General features: G+C 60.8%; 17 protein-coding genes. 8 read left to right on the forward strand and 9 right to left on the reverse strand.

Annotation, left to right across the window (positions count from 1 at the left end):
* Positions 1-229: 229 nt before the first annotated feature.
* Entirely contained in the window at positions 230-2,440 is a 2,211-nt protein-coding gene (locus ELE36_RS19970) for a serine/threonine-protein kinase (RefSeq protein WP_165371708.1), read from the forward strand.
* Positions 2,441-2,484: 44 nt separating this feature from the next.
* Here ELE36_RS19970 and uvrD read toward each other — a convergent pair whose 3' ends face one another.
* On the reverse strand, positions 2,485-4,644 hold the full coding sequence (uvrD, locus tag ELE36_RS19975; protein ID WP_129836431.1) for a DNA helicase II: 2,160 nt from the start codon (positions 4,642-4,644) through the stop codon (positions 2,485-2,487).
* A gap of 82 nt (positions 4,645-4,726) precedes the next feature.
* Positions 4,727-5,134, reverse strand: coding sequence for a RidA family protein (locus tag ELE36_RS19980; RefSeq protein ID WP_129836433.1), 408 nt, complete (start codon positions 5,132-5,134; stop codon positions 4,727-4,729).
* Positions 5,135-5,290: 156 nt separating this feature from the next.
* Here ELE36_RS19980 and ELE36_RS19985 point away from each other — a divergent pair, with 156 nt between their 5' ends.
* Positions 5,291-6,052 carry a glucose 1-dehydrogenase gene (locus ELE36_RS19985; RefSeq protein WP_129836435.1) on the forward strand — a complete coding sequence of 254 codons (762 nt, stop codon included), beginning with the start codon at positions 5,291-5,293 and terminating at the stop codon, positions 6,050-6,052.
* A 275-nt stretch (positions 6,053-6,327) separates the two neighbouring features.
* Here the strand turns inward: ELE36_RS19985 and polA are convergent, their stop codons facing one another.
* On the reverse strand, positions 6,328-9,099 hold the full coding sequence (gene polA, locus ELE36_RS19990; protein ID WP_129836437.1) for a DNA polymerase I: 2,772 nt from the start codon (positions 9,097-9,099) through the stop codon (positions 6,328-6,330).
* A 140-nt stretch (positions 9,100-9,239) separates the two neighbouring features.
* Here polA and ELE36_RS19995 point away from each other — a divergent pair, with 140 nt between their 5' ends.
* Entirely contained in the window at positions 9,240-9,755 is a 516-nt protein-coding gene (locus tag ELE36_RS19995) for a DUF2782 domain-containing protein (RefSeq protein WP_165371709.1), read from the forward strand.
* Between the two features lie 78 nt (positions 9,756-9,833).
* Here ELE36_RS19995 and ELE36_RS20000 read toward each other — a convergent pair whose 3' ends face one another.
* From ELE36_RS20000 to ELE36_RS20025, 6 genes are all read right to left on the reverse strand, one after another.
* Complete coding sequence (locus ELE36_RS20000; protein ID WP_129836441.1) at positions 9,834-11,228, reverse strand: AMP-binding protein; 1,395 nt, start codon at positions 11,226-11,228, stop codon at positions 9,834-9,836.
* Between the two features lie 97 nt (positions 11,229-11,325).
* Positions 11,326-11,883, reverse strand: coding sequence for an L-threonylcarbamoyladenylate synthase type 1 TsaC (gene tsaC / locus ELE36_RS20005; protein ID WP_129836443.1), 558 nt, complete (start codon positions 11,881-11,883; stop codon positions 11,326-11,328).
* A 24-nt stretch (positions 11,884-11,907) separates the two neighbouring features.
* Positions 11,908-14,412 (reverse strand): DNA topoisomerase I, encoded by a 2,505-nt coding sequence (locus ELE36_RS20010; protein ID WP_129836445.1) that lies wholly within the window; start codon positions 14,410-14,412, stop codon positions 11,908-11,910.
* Positions 14,413-14,643: 231 nt separating this feature from the next.
* Positions 14,644-15,123, reverse strand: a complete 480-nt coding sequence (locus ELE36_RS20015) for a DUF494 family protein (protein WP_129837062.1) — start codon at positions 15,121-15,123, stop codon at positions 14,644-14,646.
* A gap of 69 nt (positions 15,124-15,192) precedes the next feature.
* Positions 15,193-16,347, reverse strand: coding sequence for a DNA-processing protein DprA (dprA, locus tag ELE36_RS20020; RefSeq protein WP_129836447.1), 1,155 nt, complete (start codon positions 16,345-16,347; stop codon positions 15,193-15,195).
* Between the two features lie 113 nt (positions 16,348-16,460).
* Positions 16,461-17,624: a LysM peptidoglycan-binding domain-containing protein gene (locus tag ELE36_RS20025; RefSeq protein WP_129836449.1), complete on the reverse strand. Its 1,164-nt coding sequence runs from the start codon at positions 17,622-17,624 to the stop codon at positions 16,461-16,463.
* Between the two features lie 213 nt (positions 17,625-17,837).
* Here ELE36_RS20025 and def point away from each other — a divergent pair, with 213 nt between their 5' ends.
* The 5 genes from def (at position 17,838) to ELE36_RS20050 (ending at position 23,611) form a co-directional block, all read left to right on the forward strand.
* Entirely contained in the window at positions 17,838-18,350 is a 513-nt protein-coding gene (gene def / locus ELE36_RS20030) for a peptide deformylase (protein ID WP_129836451.1), read from the forward strand.
* Between the two features lie 163 nt (positions 18,351-18,513).
* Positions 18,514-19,458 (forward strand): methionyl-tRNA formyltransferase, encoded by a 945-nt coding sequence (fmt, locus tag ELE36_RS20035; protein ID WP_207215963.1) that lies wholly within the window; start codon positions 18,514-18,516, stop codon positions 19,456-19,458.
* Positions 19,455-20,777, forward strand: coding sequence for a 16S rRNA (cytosine(967)-C(5))-methyltransferase RsmB (gene rsmB, locus ELE36_RS20040; protein WP_129836453.1), 1,323 nt, complete (start codon positions 19,455-19,457; stop codon positions 20,775-20,777). Before fmt ends, rsmB begins: the two co-directional genes overlap by 4 nt.
* 19 nt (positions 20,778-20,796) lie before the next feature.
* Positions 20,797-21,453 (forward strand): DUF4390 domain-containing protein, encoded by a 657-nt coding sequence (locus ELE36_RS20045; protein WP_129836455.1) that lies wholly within the window; start codon positions 20,797-20,799, stop codon positions 21,451-21,453.
* Positions 21,446-23,611 carry a sensor histidine kinase gene (locus ELE36_RS20050; RefSeq protein ID WP_129836457.1) on the forward strand — a complete coding sequence of 722 codons (2,166 nt, stop codon included), beginning with the start codon at positions 21,446-21,448 and terminating at the stop codon, positions 23,609-23,611. The genes ELE36_RS20045 and ELE36_RS20050 overlap by 8 nt, the downstream gene beginning before the upstream one ends.
* Positions 23,612-23,653: the final 42 nt, after the last annotated feature.

Raw genomic sequence — 23,653 nt, forward strand, 5'->3', positions numbered from 1 at the left:
GACGCCATCAGCATTACGCGCGCGGATGCTGCAACGCCGCAGCTTTTATCTTGCGGTTTTTCTGCCATTTATGCGAGAAAATGCGATTCGGCAGCATAATGTGAAACGCATCACATAATAACCGTCGACTTGGACACGCCGCAGTCGCCAAGTACCGCACGAGATGCCGCTGCGGACAGTGCTAGTATTTCACCACGGTCAACCGGCGCAAAGCGCCTTGGAGCTTGAGATGAAAACGCAACTCGGCCATTACGATCTCGTCGCCGAACTCGGCCGCGGCGGCATGGGCGTGGTCTACAAGGGCTACGAGAATTCGCTGAATCGATACGTCGCGATCAAGGTGCTGGCAGATTCGCTGGCACACGATCCGGCGGTGAAGGAGCGTTTCCTGCGCGAAGCACGCAGCATGGCGGCGCTCAACGACACTCACATCATCCAGATTTATTTCATCGGCGAAGATGCCGGCCAGCCGTACATCGTGATGGAATTCGTGCAGGGCGAAGCGCTTTCGAGCGTGCTCAAGCGCGAAGGCAAACTCGATGTCGAGCAGGCGGCGAAGGTGATTTATCAGACCGCGCAAGGCTTGGCGACCGCGCATGATCGCGGCGTGATTCATCGCGATATCAAGCCGGCCAATCTGATGGTCACGCAGCGCGGCGGCATCAAGATCGCCGACTTCGGTATCGCGCTGGTCAGCCACGACATCTCGAAAAAACTCACGACCACCGGCGAGTTCGTCGGCACACCGGGTTATCTGTCGCCGGAAGTTTGCCTGGCAAAACCGGTCGATCAGCGCTCGGATATTTTCTCGCTTGGCATCGTGTTGTTCGAAATGCTGACCGGGCGTATGCCGTTCACCGATGAATCGCCGCTCGGCCTGATGCTCGAAGTCGTGCGTGCGGAAATCCCGGACGTGCGTCAGCTCAACGATCAGGTCGACGCCGATCTCGCACGTGTACTGCAGAAAATGATCGCGAAGGATCCTGCCGACCGTTACCAGAGCTGCCAGGAACTGATTGCCGATCTCGGTCGCAATCCGTTGGTCGCGAATGGCGCTCCGTTGAACTTGCCGATCAAGTTGTCGGATGCGGCGTCGAGCCTGATCGGTCCGAATACGCCGGCTTCGGGACAACGTCCGCTGCCGAGCACGCAACCCACGCCGTATCCCACCGGCGGTATGCCGACGCAGATCACGCCGGTGCCGCTGCCGCGTGCCGCTACTCCGGTGCCGGTTTCTTCTGCCGCGGCGACGGTGGTCTCGCCGACACCAGTACCGGCGAGTGCCGCAGCACCGGTGCATGCATCGGTGCTCACGCGCAATGCCACACCGCAGCGTAAATCCTCGGCGTTACCGTGGGCGGTTGCGGCGATTCTGATTCTCGGTCTGTGCGGTGCGGCGTTTGCATTCCGTAATCAGATTCCGGCGTTGAAGACGTTGACCGAAAATATCGCCGCGATGATTCCGGGCGCGGCCAGCAATGCAGCGTCCACATCATCGACCACGACCAGCACGCCGGCGGTAACCGTCACTTCCACAATACCGGCGGCGCCGACTCCTCCCGCGCCACCGGTCGCGCCGCCAGCGCCGGTGCCACCCGCAACCAACGACGTAGCTGCGACCACCACCGCCACCGCGCAGATTGGCGATGGCGATGCCGGACTCACGGCGGCCACTGGCGCGAATAACGCCAATGCACCCGCACCTGCAGCCGTCGCCGACAGCAGCAGCGCAATTGCTGGCGATGGCGGCAGCAGCGTCATGGTCGGGGCGAATGGCGTTGCGGTGAAGGATGGAACTACCAGCGTGGTGATTGGCGCGCAAGGTGTCAGCGTCAAGGACGGTGGTGACAACGTGACGGTCAGCACCAGCGGTGTCGCGGTTATCGCCGACGAACGCCGTGCCGAACATCGCAACGAGAAAGCCGAAATGCTCGCGCGCAATACGCCGAATGCACCGATCAGCGCGCCACCGAAACCGCACGTGCCGACGATTGCGGTAATCTCCGGTGGCGATAGCGCGGTCGCCGAACCCGCCGAGCAGATCGTGATGGCCAGCCTCAAGCGACTTGGTTTTCATGTGATCGATCAAGCCGCATTGCCGCGCGTCAGCCACATGTTGCGCGGCGAGCGCCCGGAATATGCGCGCATCCTGCAGACGCTGGAACGCGTCGGTAAGGTGGATGCAGTGGTGTTCGTGCACGCACGTCCGGTCGGCAGTCAGGAAATGACTTATTACGGACAAAGTTCGACGTTGTATACCGCACAGGTCGCGATTCGCGCTTACCGCGTTTCGGGCAACATGATCGGCAGCGGCTGGAGCGAAAAAGTCATGTTCACCACGTTGAACGCCGACGACAAAGCGCGCGAAGCGATCGAGCCGCTGATGGGTGAAGTGGTCGAGAGTCTCGGCGAATTTCGCAGTCGTCGCGATCGCGGTTGAGCTGATTTATTGCAAACGGCTCGGCCTGCGTGTCGAGCCGTTTTTCATGCAACGCTCAAATTCGCGTACGCCAGCACCAGCCATTTCGTTCCGGAATTCTCGAAGTTCACCTGCACGCGCGCATGCCCGCCGCTGCCCTCGCAATCCGTGATCACGCCCGGCCCGAAACTCGCGTGCGTCACGCGCTGACCGAGCCGCAACGTGGCCGATTCTTCCACGCCGAATTGGCGCACATAAGCGGGGCGCGACACCTGCACGCGCGGTCGAACTTCATACAATAATTCACGCGGCAGCTCGGTCAGAAAGCGTGATGGTCGGTTATAACTTTCCATGCCGTGCAGCCGCCGCGATTCGGCGTAACACAGCACCAGTTGTTCGCGCGCACGCGTGATGCCGACGTAAGCGAGGCGGCGCTCTTCTTCGAGCCGGCTGGAATCGTCCAGCGACTTCTGGCTCGGAAACAAACCGTCTTCCAGGCCGACCAGAAACACCAGCGGAAATTCCAGTCCCTTGGCCGAATGCAGAGTCATCAGCTGCACGCAGTCCTGCCAAGCTTCGCCCTGGTTTTCTCCGGCTTCGAGTGCCGCGTGCGAGAGGAATGCGCTGAGCTCGGACATGTTCGCTTCGAGGTCTTCCGGCGTGCGCTCGAAACGGCCAGCGACGTTGACCAGTTCATCGAGATTTTCCACGCGCGATTCGGCGCTGCCGCGCGCGTCTTTTTCGTAGAAATCGCGCAATCCGGTGTGCGCGATCATGTGATCGATCTGCTCGGCCAGACTCAACTCGAAGGTCGCGCTCGCGGCTTCGTCGATCAGGGTCAGAAATGCCTTCAGTGCGTTTTTCGCGCGACCGGCCAAGTCGCCCGAGATGAGCTCGTTCAAGGTCGAATCCCACAATGTGAGGCCGTCGCGACGCGCACGGCCACGCAGCGCGTCGAGGGTGCGATCGCCGATGCCGCGCGGCGGCGTATTCACCGCACGCTCGAACGCGGTATCGTCGGCACGATTTGCAATCAGACGCGAATACGCCAGCGCGTCCTTGATTTCAGCGCGCTCAAAAAAGCGCAACCCGCCGTAGACGCGATACGGAATGCCATGCTGGATCAGCTGTTCCTCGAACAGGCGCGACTGCGCATTCGAGCGGTATAAAATGGCGCAATCGCTGCGTTTTCCACTTTGTTGCACATAGTTGCGAATGCGTTCGATGACAAACCGCGCTTCGTCCTGCTCGTTGTACGCGGCGTATAGCTCGATCGCCTGGCCGTCTTCGCCGGCGGTCCAGAGTTGCTTGCCGAGACGTTGCGGATTGTTGGCGATGATCGCGTTCGCGGCCTTGAGGATGGTCGCAGTCGAACGGTAATTCTGTTCGAGGCGGATGGTTCTGGCGCTCGGAAAATCGCGCAGAAAATGCTGCACGTTTTCGACGCGCGCGCCGCGCCAACCGTAGATCGCCTGATCATCGTCGCCGACCACGAAAACCTTTCCCGTGGTTCCTGCCAGGACGCGAATCCACGCATATTGCAGCGTATTCGTATCTTGAAATTCGTCGATCAGCAGATGCTGAAAACGCTGCTGGTAATGTTTGAGCAGCGCCTCGTTATTGAGCCAGAGCTCGTGCGAGCGCAACAGCAACTCGGCGAAATCCACGAGTCCGGCACGCTGGCAGGCTTCCTCGTAGGCGCGATAAATATCCAGCATCACCCGCGTCTGCGGATTGCCGGCGGCATCGATCGCATCGGCGCGCTTGCCTTCGTCCTTGGCATTGTTGATGAACCAGCTCGCCTGCCGCGGCGGATAACGCGCCTCGTCCAGGCCCATCGCGACGATGATGCGCTTGATCATGCGTAGCTGATCGTCGGAATCCAGAATCTGGAACGTCTCCGGCAGTTTTGCCTCACGCCAATGCTGGCGCAACAATCGATGCGCGATGCCGTGAAACGTGCCGACCCAGAGGCCGCGCGTGCCGTGCTGTATCAGGCCATCGCAACGCGCGCGCATTTCACCCGCGGCCTTGTTGGTGAAGGTGACGGCGAGAATGGAAAACGGCGAAGCGCGTTCGACTTCCAGCAGCCACGCGATGCGATGCACGAGCACGCGCGTCTTGCCCGAACCCGCGCCCGCGAGCACCAGATAATGGCCGAGCGGCGCACTGACGGCATCGCGCTGGGCCGCATTGAGATCGTCTAGCAGGTGAGAAACATCCATGTCGCAATTGTAACGGGGCGAGGTGGGCGAAAACTGTTTGCGCGTGCTTCGCGATCAACGCCGATCGCGATTTCCAATGCGATCATCCAGCGGCTGTCGCGGCGTCGGCGATGATGGCGTCGGCCTCGATTTCCACCAGCAGATCGGGCGCAATCAACGCGCTGACTTCAACCATCGCCGTGACTGGCCGGATCGTGCCGAAAACTTCGCCATGCACGCGTCCCACGGCTTCCCAGCCGCTGATGTCGGTGACAAAAACACGCGTGCGCACGACATCCTTGAGATCGGCGCCGAGCGCCTGTAGCGCCTTGCCGATTTTTTCGAGGATGCAGCGTGTCTGAACAGCTGCATCGCCGGGACCAACCACCGCGCCGTGGTCATCGACGGCGGTCGTGCCGGCGATCATCACATGCGCGCCGACGCGCACCGCGCGCGAGTAGCCGACGATCGGTTCCCAGCTCGAACCGCTCGAATGATTTTGGCGTTGCATCGCAATACTCCTGAGGTTGGTCACTTCGATGAATTTCACCGCGAGAATTTTATCAGGGAATGTTGTCGGCATTCGTTGCGCGGGCTGCAGCGGCCACGATAACCAGCGTTTGTTATGCTTGCCTTCCCACTCCCAGCCAGCCGAAGAAGGCCCAGCATGACCGATAAATTATTTGATCTGAGCGGCAAGACCGCCTTGGTGACTGGCGCCAGCCGCGGCATTGGCCAAGCCACCGCCGAACTGCTCGCAGCGCATGGCGCGCACGTGATCGTTTCGAGCCGCAAAATCGAAGCGTGCGAGCAAGTGGTGGCCGGCATCCGCGCCGCGGGCGGGCAGGCGTCGGCGATCGCCGCGCACATCGGCGAAAGTGCCGCGATCGATGCGTTGTTCGCCGAACTCGATGCAAAAAACATCACGCTGGATATTCTCATCAACAACGCGGCAGCCAATCCGTATTTCGGCCCGATGCTGGACATGGATCTCGGCGCGTTCGACAAGACCGTGCAAGTGAATATTCGCGGATACTGGTACACCACATTGCTCGCCGCAAGGCGCATGCGCGAGCGCGGCGGATCGATCGTGAATATCGCGTCGGTGAATGGTCGCCGAGTCGCGACGGGCCAGGCGGTGTATTCGATGACCAAGGCGGCGATCCTGTCGATGACCGAAGGTTTTGCCAAGGAGCTCGGTGCGTACAAGATCCGCGTCAACGCGGTGCTCCCGGGTCTGACCGATACCAAGTTCGCCAGCACGCTCACGCAGAATGCCGATCTGCTCAAATCGTTCCTGCGCACCACGCCGCTGAATCGGTATGCGCAGCCGGACGAGATTTCTCCGGCGGTGCTGTTCCTGTGTTCGCCCGCGGCGAGTTTTGTGACCGGCGCAAGTTTTGTGGTGGATGGCGGTTATCTGGCCTGAGCCGGATCGCCGCGCAAGAAAATCGATACGGAATAGAAACTGCGGGCAAAAAAATGCCCCGAAGGCCAGGGGGGACCTTCGGGGCGGGCGGAGACGAATCTGGGGAAGAATTCGTCATCCTGTGGATCACTCAGGGAGGTGAGTGATCCGGGGGTGCCGTTGCGTACACCCGATAGATTAGATGGGGGTCGGCGGTCTAAGTTCAAATGCACGACGAGTTCGATTCAGGCTTCGTTTATCGACTTCATAATCAGCATGTTGCGCGGATATTTCGATCAATGCGCCTCGTCCCAGTTATCGCCGCTGCCAATATCGACGACCAGCGGCACGTGAAGTTCCGCCGCCGCGGCCATGCGTGATCTCACGCCCGCGACGATGTCATCCACATGCTCGGCTCGCACCTCGAACACGAGTTCATCGTGCACCTGCATGATCATGCGTGCATGCGCGCTGCGATCCCCTAGCCAGCTATCCACCTCGATCATCGCGCGCTTGATGATGTCGGCCGCGGTGCCTTGCATCGGCGCGTTGATCGCGGCGCGTTCGGCGCCTGCGCGCAGCCCTTGATTGCGCGAATTGATCTCGTTCAGATACAGGCGACGGCCGAATACGGTTTCGACAAAACCATCGCGATGCGCCTGCGCTCGCACCGACTCCATGAACTCCTGCACGCCTGGGTAGCGCTCGAAATAGCGCTTGATGTAACGCGCCGCTTCGCCGCGATCGATGCCGAGCTGGCGCGCCAACCCGAACGCACTCATGCCGTACATCAAGCCGAAATTGATCGCCTTGGCGGCGCGACGCTGATCGCCATCGACCAGCTCGGGCGGCACGCCGAACACTTCCGCCGCAGTGGCGCGATGCACATCCTGATTGCCGTGAAACGCCGCGAGCAAACCGGTGTCTTGCGACAGATGCGCCATGATGCGTAATTCAATTTGCGAATAGTCGGCAGCGACGATGCGCCAGCCCGGTGGCGCGATAAACGCTTGGCGAATGCGTCGGCCTTCCTCGGTGCGAATCGGAATGTTCTGCAGGTTCGGATCGCTCGACGACAAGCGCCCGGTCGCCGCCACCGCTTGGTGATACGAGGTGTGCACGCGTCCGGTATGCGGATTGATCTGCTCAGGCAACTTGATGGTGTAAGTCGAACGCAGTTTGGCGAGACTGCGGTAGTCCAGAATCAGCCGCGGCAGTTCGTGCAGATGCGCGAGGCCTTCGAGCGCTTCTTCGTTGGTCGAAGGTTGCCCGGTCGGCGTTTTCAACGTCGTCGGCAATTTCAATTCATCGTACAGAATCGCCTGCAGTTGTTTCGGCGAATCCAGACTGAAATGTCGTCCGGCCAAGGTGTATGCCTGTTGCTGTTGCTCAAGCATGCGCGAGGCGAGTTCACTGCTTTGTTTGCGCAGCTTGTCGGCATCGATCAACACACCGCTCTGCTCGATGCGCGCGAGCACCGGCACCAGCGGCATTTCGATCTCGGTCAACACGCTGGCCAGTCCTGTCTCGGCCTGGATTTTCGGCCACAGGGTTTGATGCAAACGCAGCGTGATGTCGGCATCTTCGGCCGCGTATTCGCCCGCGCGGTCGAGATCGACTTGCGAAAACAGGATCTGCTTCGCGCCCTTGCCAGCAACATCCTCGAAGTGAATCGTGTTGTAACCCAGGTATTTTTTCGCGAGCGAATCCATATCGTGGCGACTCGCCGTGGAATTCCACACATACGATTCGAGCATCGAATCGTAGCGCACACCACGCACCGTAATGCCATAACGCGACAGCAGATTCATGTCGTATTTCAGGTGCTGGCCGAGTTTGGCTTTGTCGGGATTTTCGAGCAGCGGTTTCAGCGCCGCGAGCACGGCATCACGATCAAGCTGCAATGGCGCGCCGGGATAATCGTGGGTCAGCGGCACATAAGCCGCGCTACCGGTTTCAACCGCAAACGATACACCGACGATCTCGGCGAGCATCGGATCAACGCCCGTGGTTTCGGTATCGAACGAGATCAGTTCAGCCGCGTCGAGTTTTTGCAGCCAAGTATCAAATTGCGCCTGTGTGAGCACGAGATCGTAGCTGCCCTTGCGGCTCAGTTCGGGATCGAGTAGCGATGCAGGTTCGGGTACGCTGACATTCGCTGTCGCGACATCGCCGCCGATATTCGCAGGGGCTGAGGGCATAGCATCGACACTATTCTCAGCCGTATTCAAATCCTTCAGCGCGGCGTTGAATTCGTAACGCGCATAGAGCTCGCGCAGTTGCGTATTGTCGGCATCGCGCAAAACCAAATCGGTGGCTTTCTGTGCCAGCGGCACGTCGGTCTTGATGGTCGCCAATTGATATGACAAAGGCAGTTTCGGCAACGCTTCGCGCAAACTCTCACCGATTTTGCCACCGACTTTTGCCGCGTTTTCGATCACGCCATTGAGCGTACCGAATTCGCTAAGCCACTTCACCGCGGTCTTCGGTCCACACTTCGGCACGCCAGGAATATTGTCGACACTGTCGCCCATCAGCGCGAGGTAATCGACGATCTGATCCGGCCGCACGCCGAATTTTTCGAATACGCCGGCTTCGTCCAAACGCGTATTGGTCATGGTGTTGACCAGCGTGATGTGGCTGTTCACGAGCTGCGCAAAATCCTTGTCGCCGGTCGAAATGATCACCTCGATATCGGCCGCCGCGGCTTGGCGCGCGAGCGTGCCGATCACGTCGTCGGCTTCCACGCCGGACACGCGCAGGATCGGAAAACCGAGCGCCTCGACAATCGCCAGCATCGGTTCGATCTGCGCGCGCAAGTCGTCCGGCATCGGCGCGCGCGTGGCCTTGTAGTCGGCGTAGAGTTCATCGCGAAACGTCGGCCCGCTCGCGTCCTGCACGAACGCCGCGTATGCGGGCCGCGCCTTGAGCGTCGCGCGCAACATGTTGACCACACCGAACAGCGCACCGGTCGGTTCACCATGGCGATTGGTCAGCGGCGGCAGCGCGTGGAAAGCGCGGTAGAGATAACTCGATCCATCGATCAGATAAAGCACAGGACGGGACATGGCGGCGGCGGCAAAGGAGATATGACGAGCTTGTCGGAGCCGCGCAGCAATTGCAATGCAGCATGCGCACTGACGAACTTTTACATCGGCGCCACAATCATTTTGTTATGCTCGGACCCACCGCTCGGGAGAGAACCGCCATGACCCGCATCCTGTTTTTCGCCATCGTTTTTTTGTTCAGCAGCGCCGTGATTGCGCAAGATTCCGCGACGGATCCGGCCGCGCCAAAACCGGTCTTCGCGCCCGCGCAGCCGCCACCGGACATGGATGCGCCGGGCACGGCACCCGCATCGGCCGCAGCCACAACGAGCAGGTCGGGAAATACCGCGGCAGCAGGTAAACCGGCCGCAGTGAACGTGCCGACTCCGGCCAGCGCGCCAGCGCGCGTGCAGGCCAGCACCAGCAAGATCGGCGACGGCCCGGTTGCTGGCGGCATGCCGGAACTGCCGGTCGTGACCGTGCGCAAGGAAGGCAACGACACCGTCGAGGAATATCGCCGCAACGGCAAGATCTTCATGGTGCGCATCATGCCGACCGACGGCCCGTCACATTATTACGTCGATCGCACCGGCAACGGCCGTCTGGATCGCGATCCGCTCGACAATACCCCCGGCCCTATCAGCCCGGTGTACTTCAAGATTTACGACTGGAAATAATCACCGCCGGCGCGAGCCACGCGAACGTATTGCGCCGCAAGAAATCGCGCCGCATGACCAACTGATCGCGCGCCGGATTCAAATCCTGCGCGCGCAGTTTTCCAGTGCGGCGAGCAGCGCTTCGCGCGGCAATTTTCCGGCTTCGTTGCGCGGCAGGTTTTCGACGCAGCGCAAAGGTCGCGGCAAAAATACCGGATCGGTGCTGTGGCGCAGTTCGTCCACCAGTTCGCGCTCGCTGCGCCCGGGCGCGATCACCAACGCGGCGATGCGCGCGAGTCCGGTTTGCGGATCGGGTTCGAGCTGGAATACCACGCCATCCACCACGCCGCGCAAGCCGAGCAGGCAGCGCGTGAGATCGCCCAGCGATGCGCGTTTGCCAGCGATTTCGAGCAGGTCGCTATTGCGCCCGCTCAGTACAAAACGCCGTTCTGGCAATAGCTCGACGATATCCGCGAGCAACACCGGCGCTGTGAAGTAGGGCGCATTCACGAGCGTGCCATCCGGTTGCCGTTTCAACTCGACATCCGCATACAGTTGCCACGGCTCGTCGCGCGCGGCACGGCGATGTGCGATCACGCAGCTTTCGGTGGAGCCGAATACTTCAATCACGGGCGCGCCATAACGCTGCTCCGCTTCGATCGCGAGCTCAGTCGGCATCGGCGCAGTGGCCGAGACGATCGCGGCCAGCTCGGGCAATGTCTCACCCGAACGCAACAACGCGCGCAGATGCACCGGTGTGGTCACCAGCAGTCGCTGCGATGGCACCTCCAGCAACGCATGCACGATATCGACCGGAAACAACGGCCGCGCGCTGTGCACCGCCATGTCACCAAGCAAGGGTTGCAGTACCGACATTTCCAGGCCGTACATGTGCTGCGCCGGCACAGTCGCGACAATGCTGGCGCGAGTGCCAGCTTCGCTACAACAAATATCCTGCAGTAGCTCAGCATTTAGCGCTGTGCTGGCGCTAAGGCTGCCCCAAGTTTTCGGATTGGGTTTTGGCGCGCCGGTGCTGCCGGAGGTGTAGCCGATCGCAACGATTTGCGCGTGGCGCAGTTGCGGGATGTGCAGCACTTCTTCACCAGCGCCTGCGCGCAGCTCGGGCAATATAAAACGCCGCTGCGCCGCCGCGCATGCCACAGCGCAATCACCGATGACATAACCATCCGCATGCGCCTGCATCACCTGCGCCACGGCCTGCGGCGCGCGCGACGGCGGTAGCAGATTAATCTGGCCACGCAAGGCCACCGCGCAGAAGGCGACGATGAAATGGTAACGGTCTTCGCACAAGTTAGCCGCATAAACGAGGTCGGGCAACAACGCCGCCACTTGGCGCACATGCGCGAGAAAATCCGTGCAACTGACCGACTCGTTGCCATGCCATGCAAAAACTTGCGTCGCGTGATCGGCGTGCAGCAACGGCAACAGTTTGCCCGCAGTATCTGGCGCGCGGTTATCTACAACGGCTGACATGACATCCTTTTACACCCCTGTGTTTCTCGTTATTGGCGTTACTTTGTCAGGTTCGATGCAAGATGAGCAAGCCGGCCCATACTCGCCTGAATGGTTATCAACCGCGCAACAGTTCGCCTGTAAGCGCATCGCGAATCGGTGTCGGTCGCTCTTGCCCACCGAGCGCGCCATCCAGCACAAAATCGACATCCGAACCGAATGCACTATGCACTTGCGCCGCGTTTAACGCCGGCGGCTGGCCATGCCGATTCGCACTAGTCGACACCAGCGCACCAGCAAACGCACGGCACAGCGCCTGTGTCTGTGCATGTGCGGTAATGCGCAAGGCGATGCCGGTATGTTTGCCCGCCAGCCACGCCGGCACCTGCGCCGAACGCGGGAACACCCACGTATGCGGGCCGGGCCAGCTCGCTCGCACGCGCGTGAGTATTTCCGGCGGGATCGGCGCGATCAGGTTTTCGATCTGCGCGAAATCCGCGGCAATCAGCAACACGCTCTGATCAAGCGGGCGCTGCTTCAACGCGAACAAACGCGCCACCGCGGTGGCATTGAATGGATCGCAACCGAGTCCGAATACGGCCTCGGTCGGATACGCAATCACGCCACCACTATTTAGTACCGCGACGGCTTGTGCGAGTGCATCGATCGCTGACATACGCTGCTCGCGCGCCCGATCTGCTCAGTCGAACGGCGCGTCGAGCGTCGGCGCTTTTTTCGCCGCCACTTTTTTCACTGCGGTTTTCTTCGCAACGGCTTTTTTGGCAGCGGTTTTTTTTGCTGCGGCGGTTTTCTTGGCTGCCGGTTTTTTCGCCGCGGTTTTTTTCACCGCCGCTGCTTTTTCCGGTTTGTCTTTCGCCGCAGCTTTGCCTTTCTTGGCGAACTTGCCGCCGCGCTTGGCCTTGATCGGCGCCGCCGCAAGCAGCTCGACACACTCGGCTTCAGTGAGGCTCGCGGGCTCGCGGTCCTTCGGCATGCGCGCGTTCTTTTCGCCGTCGGTGATGTAAGGGCCGTAACGGCCGTTGAGCACCTGGATCTTGCCGTCGGCAAAACTCGATATCAGGCGATTCGCGGCGGCTTCGGCCTTCTCGCGCACGATCTCTAGCGCACGCGGCAACTCGATCGTATACGGATCATCGGTCACCGCGAGCGAGGCGTAAGTCGCGCCGAGTTTGACGAACGGACCAAAACGACCGATGCCAACACTGACGTCCTCGCCCTCCGGCGACTGGCCGAGCTGGCGCGGCATCTTGAACAATTCCATCGCGTCTTCGAGACTGATGGTATGCATGCTTTGGCCGGTGCGCAGGCTCGCAAATTTCGGTTTGTCTTCGTCTTCCTTGGTGCCGATCTGGGCGAACGGACCGAATCGGCCGAGTCGCACCGACACCGGCTTGCCGGATTTCGGATCGGTGCCGAGCACGCGGCTGCCGCTGGCTTCCGAGCGTTCGACGGTTTCGTTTTTCTCGACCACCAGCGCCTTGAACGGCGTCCAGAAGCGCTGCATCAGCGGCACCCAGTCTTCCTCGCCACGCGACACCGCATCGAGCTCGTCTTCGAGCTTGGCGGTGAAATCGTAGTCGACGTAACGCGTGAAATGTCCCGATAAAAATTTCGCCACGGCGCGGCCGACATCGGTCGGCTTGAAGCGGCGGCTGTCGAGCAAAACGTATTCGCGCGCCAGCAAGGTCTGGATGATGCTGGCGTAAGTCGATGGTCGGCCAATGCCATATTCCTCGAGCGTCTTGACCAGACTCGCTTCGGAATAACGCGGTGGTGGCTCGGTGAAATGCTGGTCGGCAGCGATGTCTATCAGCGGGATCACATCGCCGACTTTCATCGTCGGCAGGCGACGCTGTTCCTCGTCTTCGTCGGATTTCTGATCCTGGCCTTCTTCATAGACCGCGAGGAAACCGGGATCGACCACCGTCGTGCCGCTGACGCGGAACGTGGAATCGGTGCCACACGCAAAATCGACCGACACCGTGTTCAACGTGGCGAACTGCATCTGGCTGGCGACGGTGCGTTTCCAGATCAACTCGTACAGCTTGGCCTGCTCCGGTGTGAGATACGCGTTGACGCTCTTGGGCGTGCGCAAGGCCGAGGTCGGGCGCACCGCTTCATGCGCTTCCTGCGCGTTCTTGGATTTGGTCTTGTAGACGTTCGGCTGCTCGGGCAAACCCTTGGCACCGAATTCGCGCGTGATGACATCGCGCAACTCGGCCACGGCATCCTGCGACAGGCTCACCGAATCGGTACGCATGTAGGTGATCAGGCCGACCACACCTTCGTCGCCGAGCGCGATACCTTCATACAGATTCTGCGCCATGCGCATGGTGCGGCTGGTGGTGAAACCGAGCTTGCGTGCGGCTTCCTGCTGCAAGGTCGACGTGGTGAACGGCGCGGCCGGGCGGCGTTTGCGCTCCTTGCTCGCGACTTCGGACACGACCAGCTTGCCGCCGGCCGCGCGCGCAAGCGCATCGCGTGCGGCGAACGCATCGTGTTCGTTGACCAAGTCGAACTGCTCGAATTTCTTGCCATGCAACCGTGTCAGTCGCGCGCTGAAATTCTGTTCGGGATGGGCGAGATTGGCGGCGACCGTCCAATACTCGCGCGCGATGAAGGCTTCGATTTCCTCCTCGCGCTCGACGATCATGCGCAGCGCCGGCGATTGCACGCGACCCGCCGAGAGGCCGCGTTGTACCTTGCGCCACAATACCGGCGACAGATTAAAACCGACCAGATAATCCAGCGCACGCCGCGCCTGCTGCGCGTTGACCATGTCCATCGACAGCTGGCGCGGATTGGCGACTGCTTCGAGAATCGCCTTCGGCGTGATTTCCGAGAACACCACGCGATGCAAGGTCTTGCCTTTCAACAGATTGCGTTCGCGCAATATCTCCGCGATATGCCACGAGATCGCTTCGCCTTCGCGATCCAAGTCGGTCGCGAGATAGACGGATTCGGCGCCAGCGGCGGCCTTGGCGATGGCGGCAACGTGTTTCTCGTTGCGCTCGATCACTTCGTAATTCATGGCGAAGTTGTGATCGGTATCGACCGCGCCTTCTTTCGGCACAAGATCGCGTACATGACCATACGAGGCCAGGACATGAAAATCCTTGCCGAGATATTTGTTGATGGTTTTCGCTTTCGCCGGCGATTCGACGATCAGCAGATTCTTTGCCATGTTCTTTTCCGTGAGCCGCGCTGCTCGAGACGCATGCGACATGGAGGTTTCCACATCGGATACGAAGCCTTTGCCTACGCGGTTTGAGCCTGCCGCAACGGCACGCTCCTTATTCAGTCAACACATAGCGGCACACTGCTGTCAAGCGCCGCGTTGTTCGCGGACCTGCTTTTGCAACGATATGCCCAATAAAAAGGCGCCATAAAACCGGTCCGCGCAAACTCGCCGGACCTAGTTCAAAACCTCTCCCGGCTCGGCGAACATATGGCTTTCCATCCACGCGTAGGCAGCTTCCTGGCCAGGCTGGTTGAACAACACCATCAGCACGACCCACTTCAAATCGTCGAGGTCGAGCTCATCCAGATCCAGCGCCATGACACGATCGAGCACGAGCTCGCGTTGCGCCGCATCGAGGATGCCGTTGCCTTCGAGAAACATCAGGAAACCGCGGCACTCCGCGTCCAGCCGCAGCAATTCTTCGGGCGCATATACGCGTACCGGAGCGCCGCCGAGCGGGCGCAACAATTCTGCGCCGAGCCGCATCCGCGACAACCCGTCGAGCCAGTCAAATGCCTTGCGAATTTCGGTGACGGCAAACCCGGCGTTCAACAACGCGGATTGCTGCGAATCGCGATCGCGCCCGGCGTCGGGCTCCTCGCTGAAGAAGTTTTCGAAAAGGTATAACAGGACGTCCAGCACGTTCTCTTTCATCAGCTCCATGCGCTCTGCGATCAGGGCAAACTCGGTTTGCGAAGGGATAATGCGGCGCGGTGCGGATCTTTATCGACCGCTTCGCGCGTACATTCCGCCGCGTGCTGCCACGACAGTGCCTTCGAGTTCCAATAGCAGCAGCATGGAGGATAGGGCTGCCACGGTCAACCCGGAACGCTCCGACAATATATCCAGACTCAGCGTTTCGTGCCCAAGTGCGGCAAGCAAACGCGCGTAATCGGGATCGTGCGCATGTGGGTCTGCAAGCGTTGCGCGCGATGATGGCGCATCTGGGTTGCCGCGCGGTGACAACCGGCTGCGCAGCGCATCGGACAAGGTTTGTGCGAGCGCGCCGAGTTCCTCGATAACTTCGTCGGCCGTTTCGACCAGCTTCGCGCCTTGGCGGATCAATTGGTGGCAACCGCGTGCCAGCGGGTTGTGGATCGAGCCGGGAATCGCAAACACCTCGCGTCCCTGTTCGGCCGCGAGCCGGGCGGTGATCAGCGAGCCGGATTGCACGCTCGCCTCGATCACCAGCGTGCCCAGACTTAGGCCTGCGATGATGCGATTGCGGCGTGGAAAATTCTCGGCGCGACCGGGCGTGCCGGGCAGGAATTCACTGACAAGCGCGCCATGTGCCGCAATTCGCCGCGCAAGTTCGTGATGCTTGCGCGGATAAACCAGGTCGACGCCGGTGCCCAGCACGGCCAGAGTCGTTCCGCCCGCGTCCAGCGCTGATACATGCGCTGCGCCATCGATGCCATCGGCCAAGCCACTGGTGATCGCAAAACCGGCTTGCACCAGTGCCTTGGCAAAGCTGCGCGCAGTGGACAATCCGGATTCGCTCGAACTGCGGCTGCCAACGATGGCGACCTGCGGCATCCATAACAGATCGGCATTGCCGTTCACGAACAGGCCGGCAGGTGGGCTCGGAATGCGCCGCAGCAGCGCCGGATAATCCTCGCTATCCCAGCCGATGAAATGATGTTCGGGTTGTTCGAGCCACGCCAGATCGGTAGCGAGCAAATTTTCATCGGGCTGGCGCAATGCAACTAGCGCGGGTTGCGCAACGCCGGATGTTGCAGGGGATGCCAAGATTCCGCGCAGCGCTTTGCGGCTGTCGCCGAAACGTTCGATCAAGCCACGCAAGGTGGCGGCGCCCAGACTCGGCGCGCGCATCAAGGTCAGCCAGGCAGTGGCATTATCGATCGATTGGGCATCCATGCCGACAGTGTAGCCTCAGGTATACGGGAGAGCTGGAAACATCGCCTAGCAAAACAGGCTCACCGATTTCATTGCCGATGCGCCTGGATATTGCATCGATTCAAGACCAGCCGCTACGGCAAGTCCGGACCGTGCAGGCGATCCAGCAAATGCACCGGACGAATCCCGTCCATCACCAAGCCATAGCTGATGCGATCAAAGGTGCGGAAGATCATGACGTGGCCGATATATTCTTCAGGCAACTGCACTTGTTTGTCCTTCGGATGCACGAACGCCTTCATGCTGCTTTCCGGATAACCGCTGTTGTCGTTGATCACTTCACCCGGATGATAAATCGCAAACACCTGGCCGTTTTCAATGCCATCGTGGGCGCCACGCGAGAGCGCAACCACCTGCATCGGACCGACCACATCGATCGCGTCGGTGAAGGAAAGCACGCGCATATTGTCCGGCACCTGCGCCGGTGCGTGCGGCACGAACTGGGCATCGTAACTGTGCGTATCGATCGGAATAATCAGGTCGCCGGCGTGCACTTCGAAATCGGAATCGAGCACGAGCGCCGAGCTTGGTTCGCCGGCGCGGGTGATTTGCACGGTGCCGAAATCCATGACTTCGTAACCGAGGAATTCGACGCGCGAGTGCCAGCTGATTTCATACGGCGCGTGGTGCCACAGCATGTTTTCCTGACCATCGCGACTATCGATCGGCTGGCGCAACGTTTCGCGATGTTCGTCGACTCTATCTTCCTTCGGTGTGATCTCGTGGTAGCGATTGGTCGGACGCGCCAACGCATACTGCTGGCCCGGCTGGGCGCTCAATCCACGAACGTAAATCAGCTGGCCGCTGGCGCCGAGCAGGCGATTTTCCTCGATCGCCACGACGTGCGGCAGATGCTTGAACTCGTCTTCGCTGAGAATGCGAGCATGTTTCAGGAACGGTTTGACCGCCGACAACGGTATCGGCTTGATCGCCTCTTCCTTGACGCTGGCGCGCACCTGCGGACCGTCCAAGCCGAGCGAGTTATGCCCATCGATGTAACTCAGATTGAGCACATCGCCAGGATAAATAAGGTGAGGATTGCGCACCTGCGGGTTGTTTTGCCAGATCTGCGGCCATTCCCAAGGGCGCTTGAGAAAGTGCGCGGCAATCGACCAGAGCGTATCACCGCTCTTGACGGTGTAGCTGTCTGGATGGTTATCGGCTAACTGAGCATCGCCGGCAACCACGCCTAACGTGATCAGCAGGCCCGCGCAAACGCATAGGAGCTTCTTCGGCATGACTGCTAACTCGCTTGATCCCCAATTCGTCAGGATTGTAACGCAAAGTCGTAAGAGAGCAAGGCATCTTGCCGATAAATCAGCAATTATTCCTGTCTACTGCCCCGCAATTCGACAACAAACATCGCCGTATCGGCGCAAAACGGGTAAGATTTGGTGCTGGGCTTGCGTCGTGCGGCAGCGGGCCGCATCTAGCAAACAGAGGTAATGCCCATGGCTTTTTTGCCGATTCTCGAGTTTCCCGATCCGCGCTTGCGCACCCAAGCGCAGCCGATCAGCCATTTCGACGATGCGCTGCTGCGTCTGATCGACGACATGTTCGAAACCATGTACGCCGCTCCGGGCATTGGCCTGGCCGCGAGCCAGGTGAATGTGCACAAGCAACTGCTGGTGCTGGATGTTTCGGAAGAAAAAAATCACCAGCTGGTGCTGATCAATCCAAAAATCATCAGCCGCGACGGCAGTCAGACGTATCAGGAAGGCTGCCTGTCAGTGCCGGGCATTTATGCGGACGTCGATCGCGCGGATTCGATCGTGGTCGAGTCGCTGGATCGCCACGGCCAGCCGCAGCATATCGAGGCCGATGGCCTGCTGGCGGTTTGCATCCAGCACGAAATGGATCATCTCATCGGCAAACTGTTCGTCGATTATCTGTCGCCGCTGAAACGCGAAATGGTACGCAAGAAGCTTGAAAAAGCGCGCCGCGCCGCCGCACCTGCAGCCTGAGTGCGAATGCAGAATCGGCGCATCGATCAGACCTTGATCGGGAGCAAATGGTCTTGCCCGGCTGGTCAGCGATTTGCCCAGCAGGCAAATGCTCGCGCCGTTGTTATCAAACCCTGACGGCGGACGCCGAATAGTCGTGACTATGCTTTCCGATCACAAACCTCTGCGTGTCGTGTTCGCCGGCACACCGGAATTCGCCATGCCGTGCCTGCATGCATGCATTGCCTCGGGTGCCGAAGTGGCCGCGGTTTATACCCAGCCGGATCGCCCTGCAGGCCGTGGCCGACAGCTCACGCCGAGCCCGGTCAAACAAGCAGCAATGGCCGCCGGTCTGGTCGTCGAACAACCCGAAACACTCAAGGATGCAGCCGCGCAAGCGCGCCTCGCCGAACTCGCGCCCGATCTGCTTGTGGTCGTCGCGTATGGCTTGATTTTGCCGCGCAAGGTGCTGACGATTCCGCGTCACGGCGGCTGGAACGTGCATGCGTCGTTGTTGCCGCGCTGGCGCGGGGCGGCGCCGATTCAACGCGCGATTCTGGCTGGCGATAGCGAAACCGGCGTGTGCCTGATGCAGATGCAGGCGGGGCTCGATACCGGCCCGGTGTTCGCGCGTTTGAGCACTGCAATTACAGCGCAGGACAGCGGCGGTTCGCTGCACGATCGCCTCAGTGAACTCGGTGCAGAATTGCTGCGTACCTTTCTGCCGCGCCTCAAAAATGACGATATGCCGCCTGCCGAAACGCAACCCGAAGAAGGCGTGACTTACGCGCACAAGCTGGAGAAACGCGAGGCGCTGCTCGACTGGAATGCCACCGCGATCGCGCTCGAACATCAGGTGCGCGCGTTCGATCCATGGCCGGTGGCCGAAGCCGATATCGTTGGCGAGCGTCTGCGCATCTGGGCCGCAACAGCGCAGCCGATGCAGAGTCATGCACCCCCCGGAACCTTGCTGGCGGCGAATAAATTCGGACTCGATATCGCCACGGCCGACGGCACGCTACACATCACCGAACTGCAACGCGCCGGTGGTCGGCGCATGGCAGTCGCCGACTATCTGAATGCGCGGCCCGAGCTGAAAATTTCCGCCGCGGAAAATATTCGATCATGACCACCCTCGGCGTGCGCGCCATCGCAGCGCAAGCCTTGGCGCAAGTCGCGCTCGGTGGCGAATCGCTGCGGCTGGTATTGCCAAAAGCCAGCGCAGGTTTGGCCGATCCGCGTGATCGCGCCTTGCTCGCGGCGATTCTGTTCGACGCCTCGCGCTGGTATCTGCGGCTCGATGTTTTGCTCGATCGCCTGCTCGCCAAACCGCTGCGCAAACGCGATCCCGAATTGCATTGCCTGCTGATCGCCGGCCTCACCCAGATCCGTTATCTGAATCTGCCGAGCCACGCCGCCGTCGCTGAAACCGTCAACGCCGCGCGCGAGTTGCGCCGCACCCAATTCGCCGGATTGGTGAACGCGATCCTGCGTCGTTATCTGCGCGAACGCGAAGCGCTCGAGATCGCGCTTGATGCTGATCCGCTGACACGTAGCAGTCACCCGCGCTGGTTGGTCGAGCGTTTGCAGCACGATTGGCCGCAACAGCTGCCGGAAATTCTCGATGGCAACAATACGCCGGCGCCGTTGTGGTTGCGCGTGAATCGGCGCCGCACGACTGTTACCGATCTGGGCGAACGTTTGCGCGCGCAAGGTATCGAGGCCACGCCGCATCCACTGTGCATCGACGCGCTGTTGCTCGCGCAAAGCACCGATGTCACGCGCCTGCCGGGTTTTGTTGAGGGCGAATTTTCGGTGCAGGACGGCGCCGCGCAACTCGCCGCCGATCTGCTCGCGCTGCAACCCGGCCAACGCGTGCTGGATGCGTGCGCTGCGCCCGGCGGCAAGACCGCGCATATCTGCGAACGTGCCGATGTGAGCGTGCTCGCGCTCGACAAGGAAGCCGCACGCTTGCCGCGCATGCACGAGAATCTGCGCCGCCTCGGCCTGACTGCCGAACTGCGCGCGGCCGATGCCGCAGCCACCGCGGATTGGTGGGATGGTGTGCCATTCCAGCGCATTCTGCTCGATGCGCCATGTTCGGCTAGCGGCATCATTCGTCGCCAACCGGATATCAAGCTGCACCGTCGCGCCACCGATATCGCCACGTTGGTGTCTGAGCAAAAACGTCTGCTCGATGCACTCTGGCCGTTGCTCGCGAGCGGCGGCCGATTTTTGTACGCGACGTGTTCGATCTTGCAGGCCGAGAACGAACAGCAGATCGCGGGCTTTCTCGCACGCACGCCAAATGCACGCAACATCGCGTTCGCCGCCGATAACAGCGCCCTCGAAAACTGGGGCATGGCAACGCCATCCGGGCGACAGAATTTTCCGGGACAGAACGGCATGGACGGATTCTTTTACGCGATTCTGGAAAAAGTCGCCTGACGTTGTCGAGCCGGCGTGAATGCGTATTGATTCCATCGAGGCAAAAGGCTTGCCACCCGGCATTGCCAGCGAATATGGGAATATGTCGCCAATCGCAGGGGGTGGATCGTTGGAATTTTGCAAATTTGCATTGCTGATTTTGCTCAGCGCAGGCGTGACCGCGTGCGCAGGTTCTACCGCGCCCGAGGATCTGCCACGCCTGCAGATCGGCAGCGCGAGTTTGCATCAGCGTGCCGATGGCGCGACCCTGGATGTCGCACTCGACTGGCACGCGAGCTCGCTGATGCTTGATGCGCTCGATCACGGCATTCCGCTCGATTTGCGCCTGCGCATCGATGCGCAATCCGCCACCACCTTCGGCTGGCGCAACAACGTGGCGAGTAACGAACGGCATGTGCAGTTGCGCTATTTCCCGCTGAGCCGGCAATATGTTTTACGTGATCTCGAACATCAGGACGAACGTCATTTCATCGCGCGTGCCTCGTTGTTCGCCGCGCTCGAAGATCTGCATCTGCCACTGATTGACTGGAACGATACGCGCGCCGAACGTTATCGCGTGCTAGCCGATCTGGACAGCGCAGTCCTGCCGGGTGCGATGCGTGTTTCGGTATGGTTCGATCCCGCCTGGCGCATGCCGGCGACGGAGTTCACCTGGCCGGTGACTGCGCATGAGTGAACCGAGCGGGTCGCTGACGCGTCTGGTGCGCCGCATCCTGCCGCCGCTGGCGGTGCTGGTGCTGCTCGCAGCCGCGTTGTTCCTGGCCAATGACGCGGCCAGCGGCGGCAATCGTCTCAGCGGCATTTATGCGTGGATGCTGGGTGCGTCGATCTTCGCCCTGCTGGTGCTGACGCTGATTATCGGCCAGCGTTTGCTGCGGCTGTTGCGCGAGCTGCGCCGCGATGCGCCCGGCGCGCGACTCACGCGGCGCCTGCTGATCATGCTGATCGTGCTGGCGTTGCCGCCGGTGGTGGTGGTGTACGGATTTGCGCTGAATTTTCTGAATGCCACGATCGATACGTGGTTCAACGTGCGGCTCGAACAAGGTCTCGACGATGCGCTCGATCTGGGTCGTGCGTATCTCGACGAGCATCTGCAAACGGCGGAACAATCCAGCACCGCGCTGGCAAAAGTTTTGTCCGGTGCAGCGCAGAACGAGTGGCAAGCTCAGCTCGATAACGCGGTGGATCGCATCGGCGCCAGCGAGCTGAGTCTGTTCGGCGCGGATCGGGCGGTGCTCGCCAGCGCGAGTTCCGATCCGCGTTTGCTGAATCCGGCATATCCCGATGCAGATACCTTGATGCGCGTGCTCAGCAACGGCCGTTATGCCGGCGCGGAACCGATCAACGGCACGCTGATGTTGCGCGTGGTGCAACCGGTCGGCGGTGATGCGCCGGGCAGTTCGCGAATGTTGCAGGCGTTGTTTCCGCTGCCGGAAAAACTTCGCCTGCTGACCACGCGCATCGAGAACGCGAGTTTCGATTTTCAGCGCCTGAAATTTCTGCGCAGCTCGCTCAAGCTCACCTTCACCGTGGTGCTGACGTTCGTCCTGCTGCTGTCGGTATTGTTCGCGCTGCTCGCGGCATTTACCGTGGCGCGACGGCTGGTCGCACCGATCGGCCGTCTTGCGATCGCCACGCGCGCGGTCGGTGCCGGTCGCTACGACACGCCGCTGCCGATCGCCAGCGATGACGAGCTCGGATTTCTGTTGAGCTCGTTCAACCAGATGACGCGCGAACTTGAGCACGCCAGCGCGCGGCTGAATCGCAGCGCGCAGGAAACCGAAAGTCAGCGCGCCTATCTCAAGGCCGTGCTCGAGCGCTTGTCCTCGGGCGTGCTCGGCGTCGATCGCGACGGCGTATTGCGCACCGCCAATCGCGCTGCCGAAACCATTCTCGGCATGCCGCTGGCGCGCTATCTGAATCGTCAACTCGCCGATCTGCGCCACGATTTTGCACCGCTGCATGCGCTGATCGAACCGATCCTCAAGCACATCCGCGACGGTGTGCGCGAGTGGCGCGAAGAAGTGTTGATCGAATCGGATGGCGAACGCCGCGTGCTGATGTTGCGCGGCGCCGAGCTCGCTGCGGACGATGCGGCCAATGCCGGATTCGTCGTGCTGTTCGACGATCTGACCGTGCTCAATCGTGCGCAGCGCGACGCGGCGTGGGCCGAGGTCGCACGACGTCTGGCGCACGAGGTGAAAAATCCGCTGACGCCGATCCAGCTCGCTGCCGAACGTCTGCGCCGGCGTTTTATCGGCCGTCTGCCGCCCGAAGAAACCGAGATTCTCGATCGCGCCACGCACACCATCGTCAGCCAGGTCGAGGCGCTCAAGGCGATGGTGAATGCGTTTGGGGATTACGCGCGGCCACCGCAGATCGATGCGCGTGTGTTGTCGTTGCATACGCTGATCGCCGAGGTGCTGGATCTGTATGAGAACGATCAGCGCATCAAGCTCACGCGCAATCTCAGCCCGGACGATCCGCTGTTGCGCGCCGATGCGGGCCGCCTGCGCCAGCTATTGCACAACCTGCTGAAGAACGCGCTCGAAGCGATCGGCGACAGCAAACAACCGCAGATCGATGTCGGCACGCAGCGCGTGCAGGCGAATGGCCAGAACTGGGTCGAGCTGACGATCGCCGACAACGGCCCCGGCCTGCCGACAGATTTCGGCGAGCGTTGGTTCGAGCCGTACACCACGAGCAAGGTCAAGGGCACCGGTCTCGGCCTCGCGGTGGTCAAGAAAATCGCCGAAGAACACGGCGGCAGCGTGCACGCGGAAAACCGTACCGAGGGCGGCGCGATTTTCATCTTGCGCTTGCCGCTTGGATAAGGCGTCGCGAAGACACGCATCGCATCGTGCGCTTTATAATTC

Source organism: Pseudolysobacter antarcticus (assembly GCF_004168365.1).
GTDB classification, from domain to species: domain Bacteria; phylum Pseudomonadota; class Gammaproteobacteria; order Xanthomonadales; family Rhodanobacteraceae; genus Pseudolysobacter; species Pseudolysobacter antarcticus.

Excerpts from the sequence above, each read along its gene's own strand:
- ELE36_RS19970 (WP_165371708.1), top strand. The coding sequence starts at position 230 with ATGAAAACGCAACTCGGCCATTACGATCTCGTCGCCGAACTCGGCCGC.
- uvrD (WP_129836431.1), bottom strand. The coding sequence starts at position 4,644 with ATGGATGTTTCTCACCTGCTAGACGATCTCAATGCGGCCCAGCGCGAT.
- ELE36_RS19980 (WP_129836433.1), bottom strand. The coding sequence starts at position 5,134 with ATGCAACGCCAAAATCATTCGAGCGGTTCGAGCTGGGAACCGATCGTC.
- ELE36_RS19985 (WP_129836435.1), top strand. The coding sequence starts at position 5,291 with ATGACCGATAAATTATTTGATCTGAGCGGCAAGACCGCCTTGGTGACT.
- polA (WP_129836437.1), bottom strand. The coding sequence starts at position 9,099 with ATGTCCCGTCCTGTGCTTTATCTGATCGATGGATCGAGTTATCTCTAC.
- ELE36_RS19995 (WP_165371709.1), top strand. The coding sequence starts at position 9,240 with ATGACCCGCATCCTGTTTTTCGCCATCGTTTTTTTGTTCAGCAGCGCC.
- ELE36_RS20000 (WP_129836441.1), bottom strand. The coding sequence starts at position 11,228 with ATGTCAGCCGTTGTAGATAACCGCGCGCCAGATACTGCGGGCAAACTG.
- tsaC (WP_129836443.1), bottom strand. The coding sequence starts at position 11,883 with ATGTCAGCGATCGATGCACTCGCACAAGCCGTCGCGGTACTAAATAGT.
- ELE36_RS20010 (WP_129836445.1), bottom strand. The coding sequence starts at position 14,412 with ATGGCAAAGAATCTGCTGATCGTCGAATCGCCGGCGAAAGCGAAAACC.
- ELE36_RS20015 (WP_129837062.1), bottom strand. The coding sequence starts at position 15,123 with ATGAAAGAGAACGTGCTGGACGTCCTGTTATACCTTTTCGAAAACTTC.
- dprA (WP_129836447.1), bottom strand. The coding sequence starts at position 16,347 with ATGGATGCCCAATCGATCGATAATGCCACTGCCTGGCTGACCTTGATG.
- ELE36_RS20025 (WP_129836449.1), bottom strand. The coding sequence starts at position 17,624 with ATGCCGAAGAAGCTCCTATGCGTTTGCGCGGGCCTGCTGATCACGTTA.
- def (WP_129836451.1), top strand. The coding sequence starts at position 17,838 with ATGGCTTTTTTGCCGATTCTCGAGTTTCCCGATCCGCGCTTGCGCACC.
- rsmB (WP_129836453.1), top strand. The coding sequence starts at position 19,455 with ATGACCACCCTCGGCGTGCGCGCCATCGCAGCGCAAGCCTTGGCGCAA.
- ELE36_RS20045 (WP_129836455.1), top strand. The coding sequence starts at position 20,797 with ATGCGTATTGATTCCATCGAGGCAAAAGGCTTGCCACCCGGCATTGCC.
- ELE36_RS20050 (WP_129836457.1), top strand. The coding sequence starts at position 21,446 with ATGAGTGAACCGAGCGGGTCGCTGACGCGTCTGGTGCGCCGCATCCTG.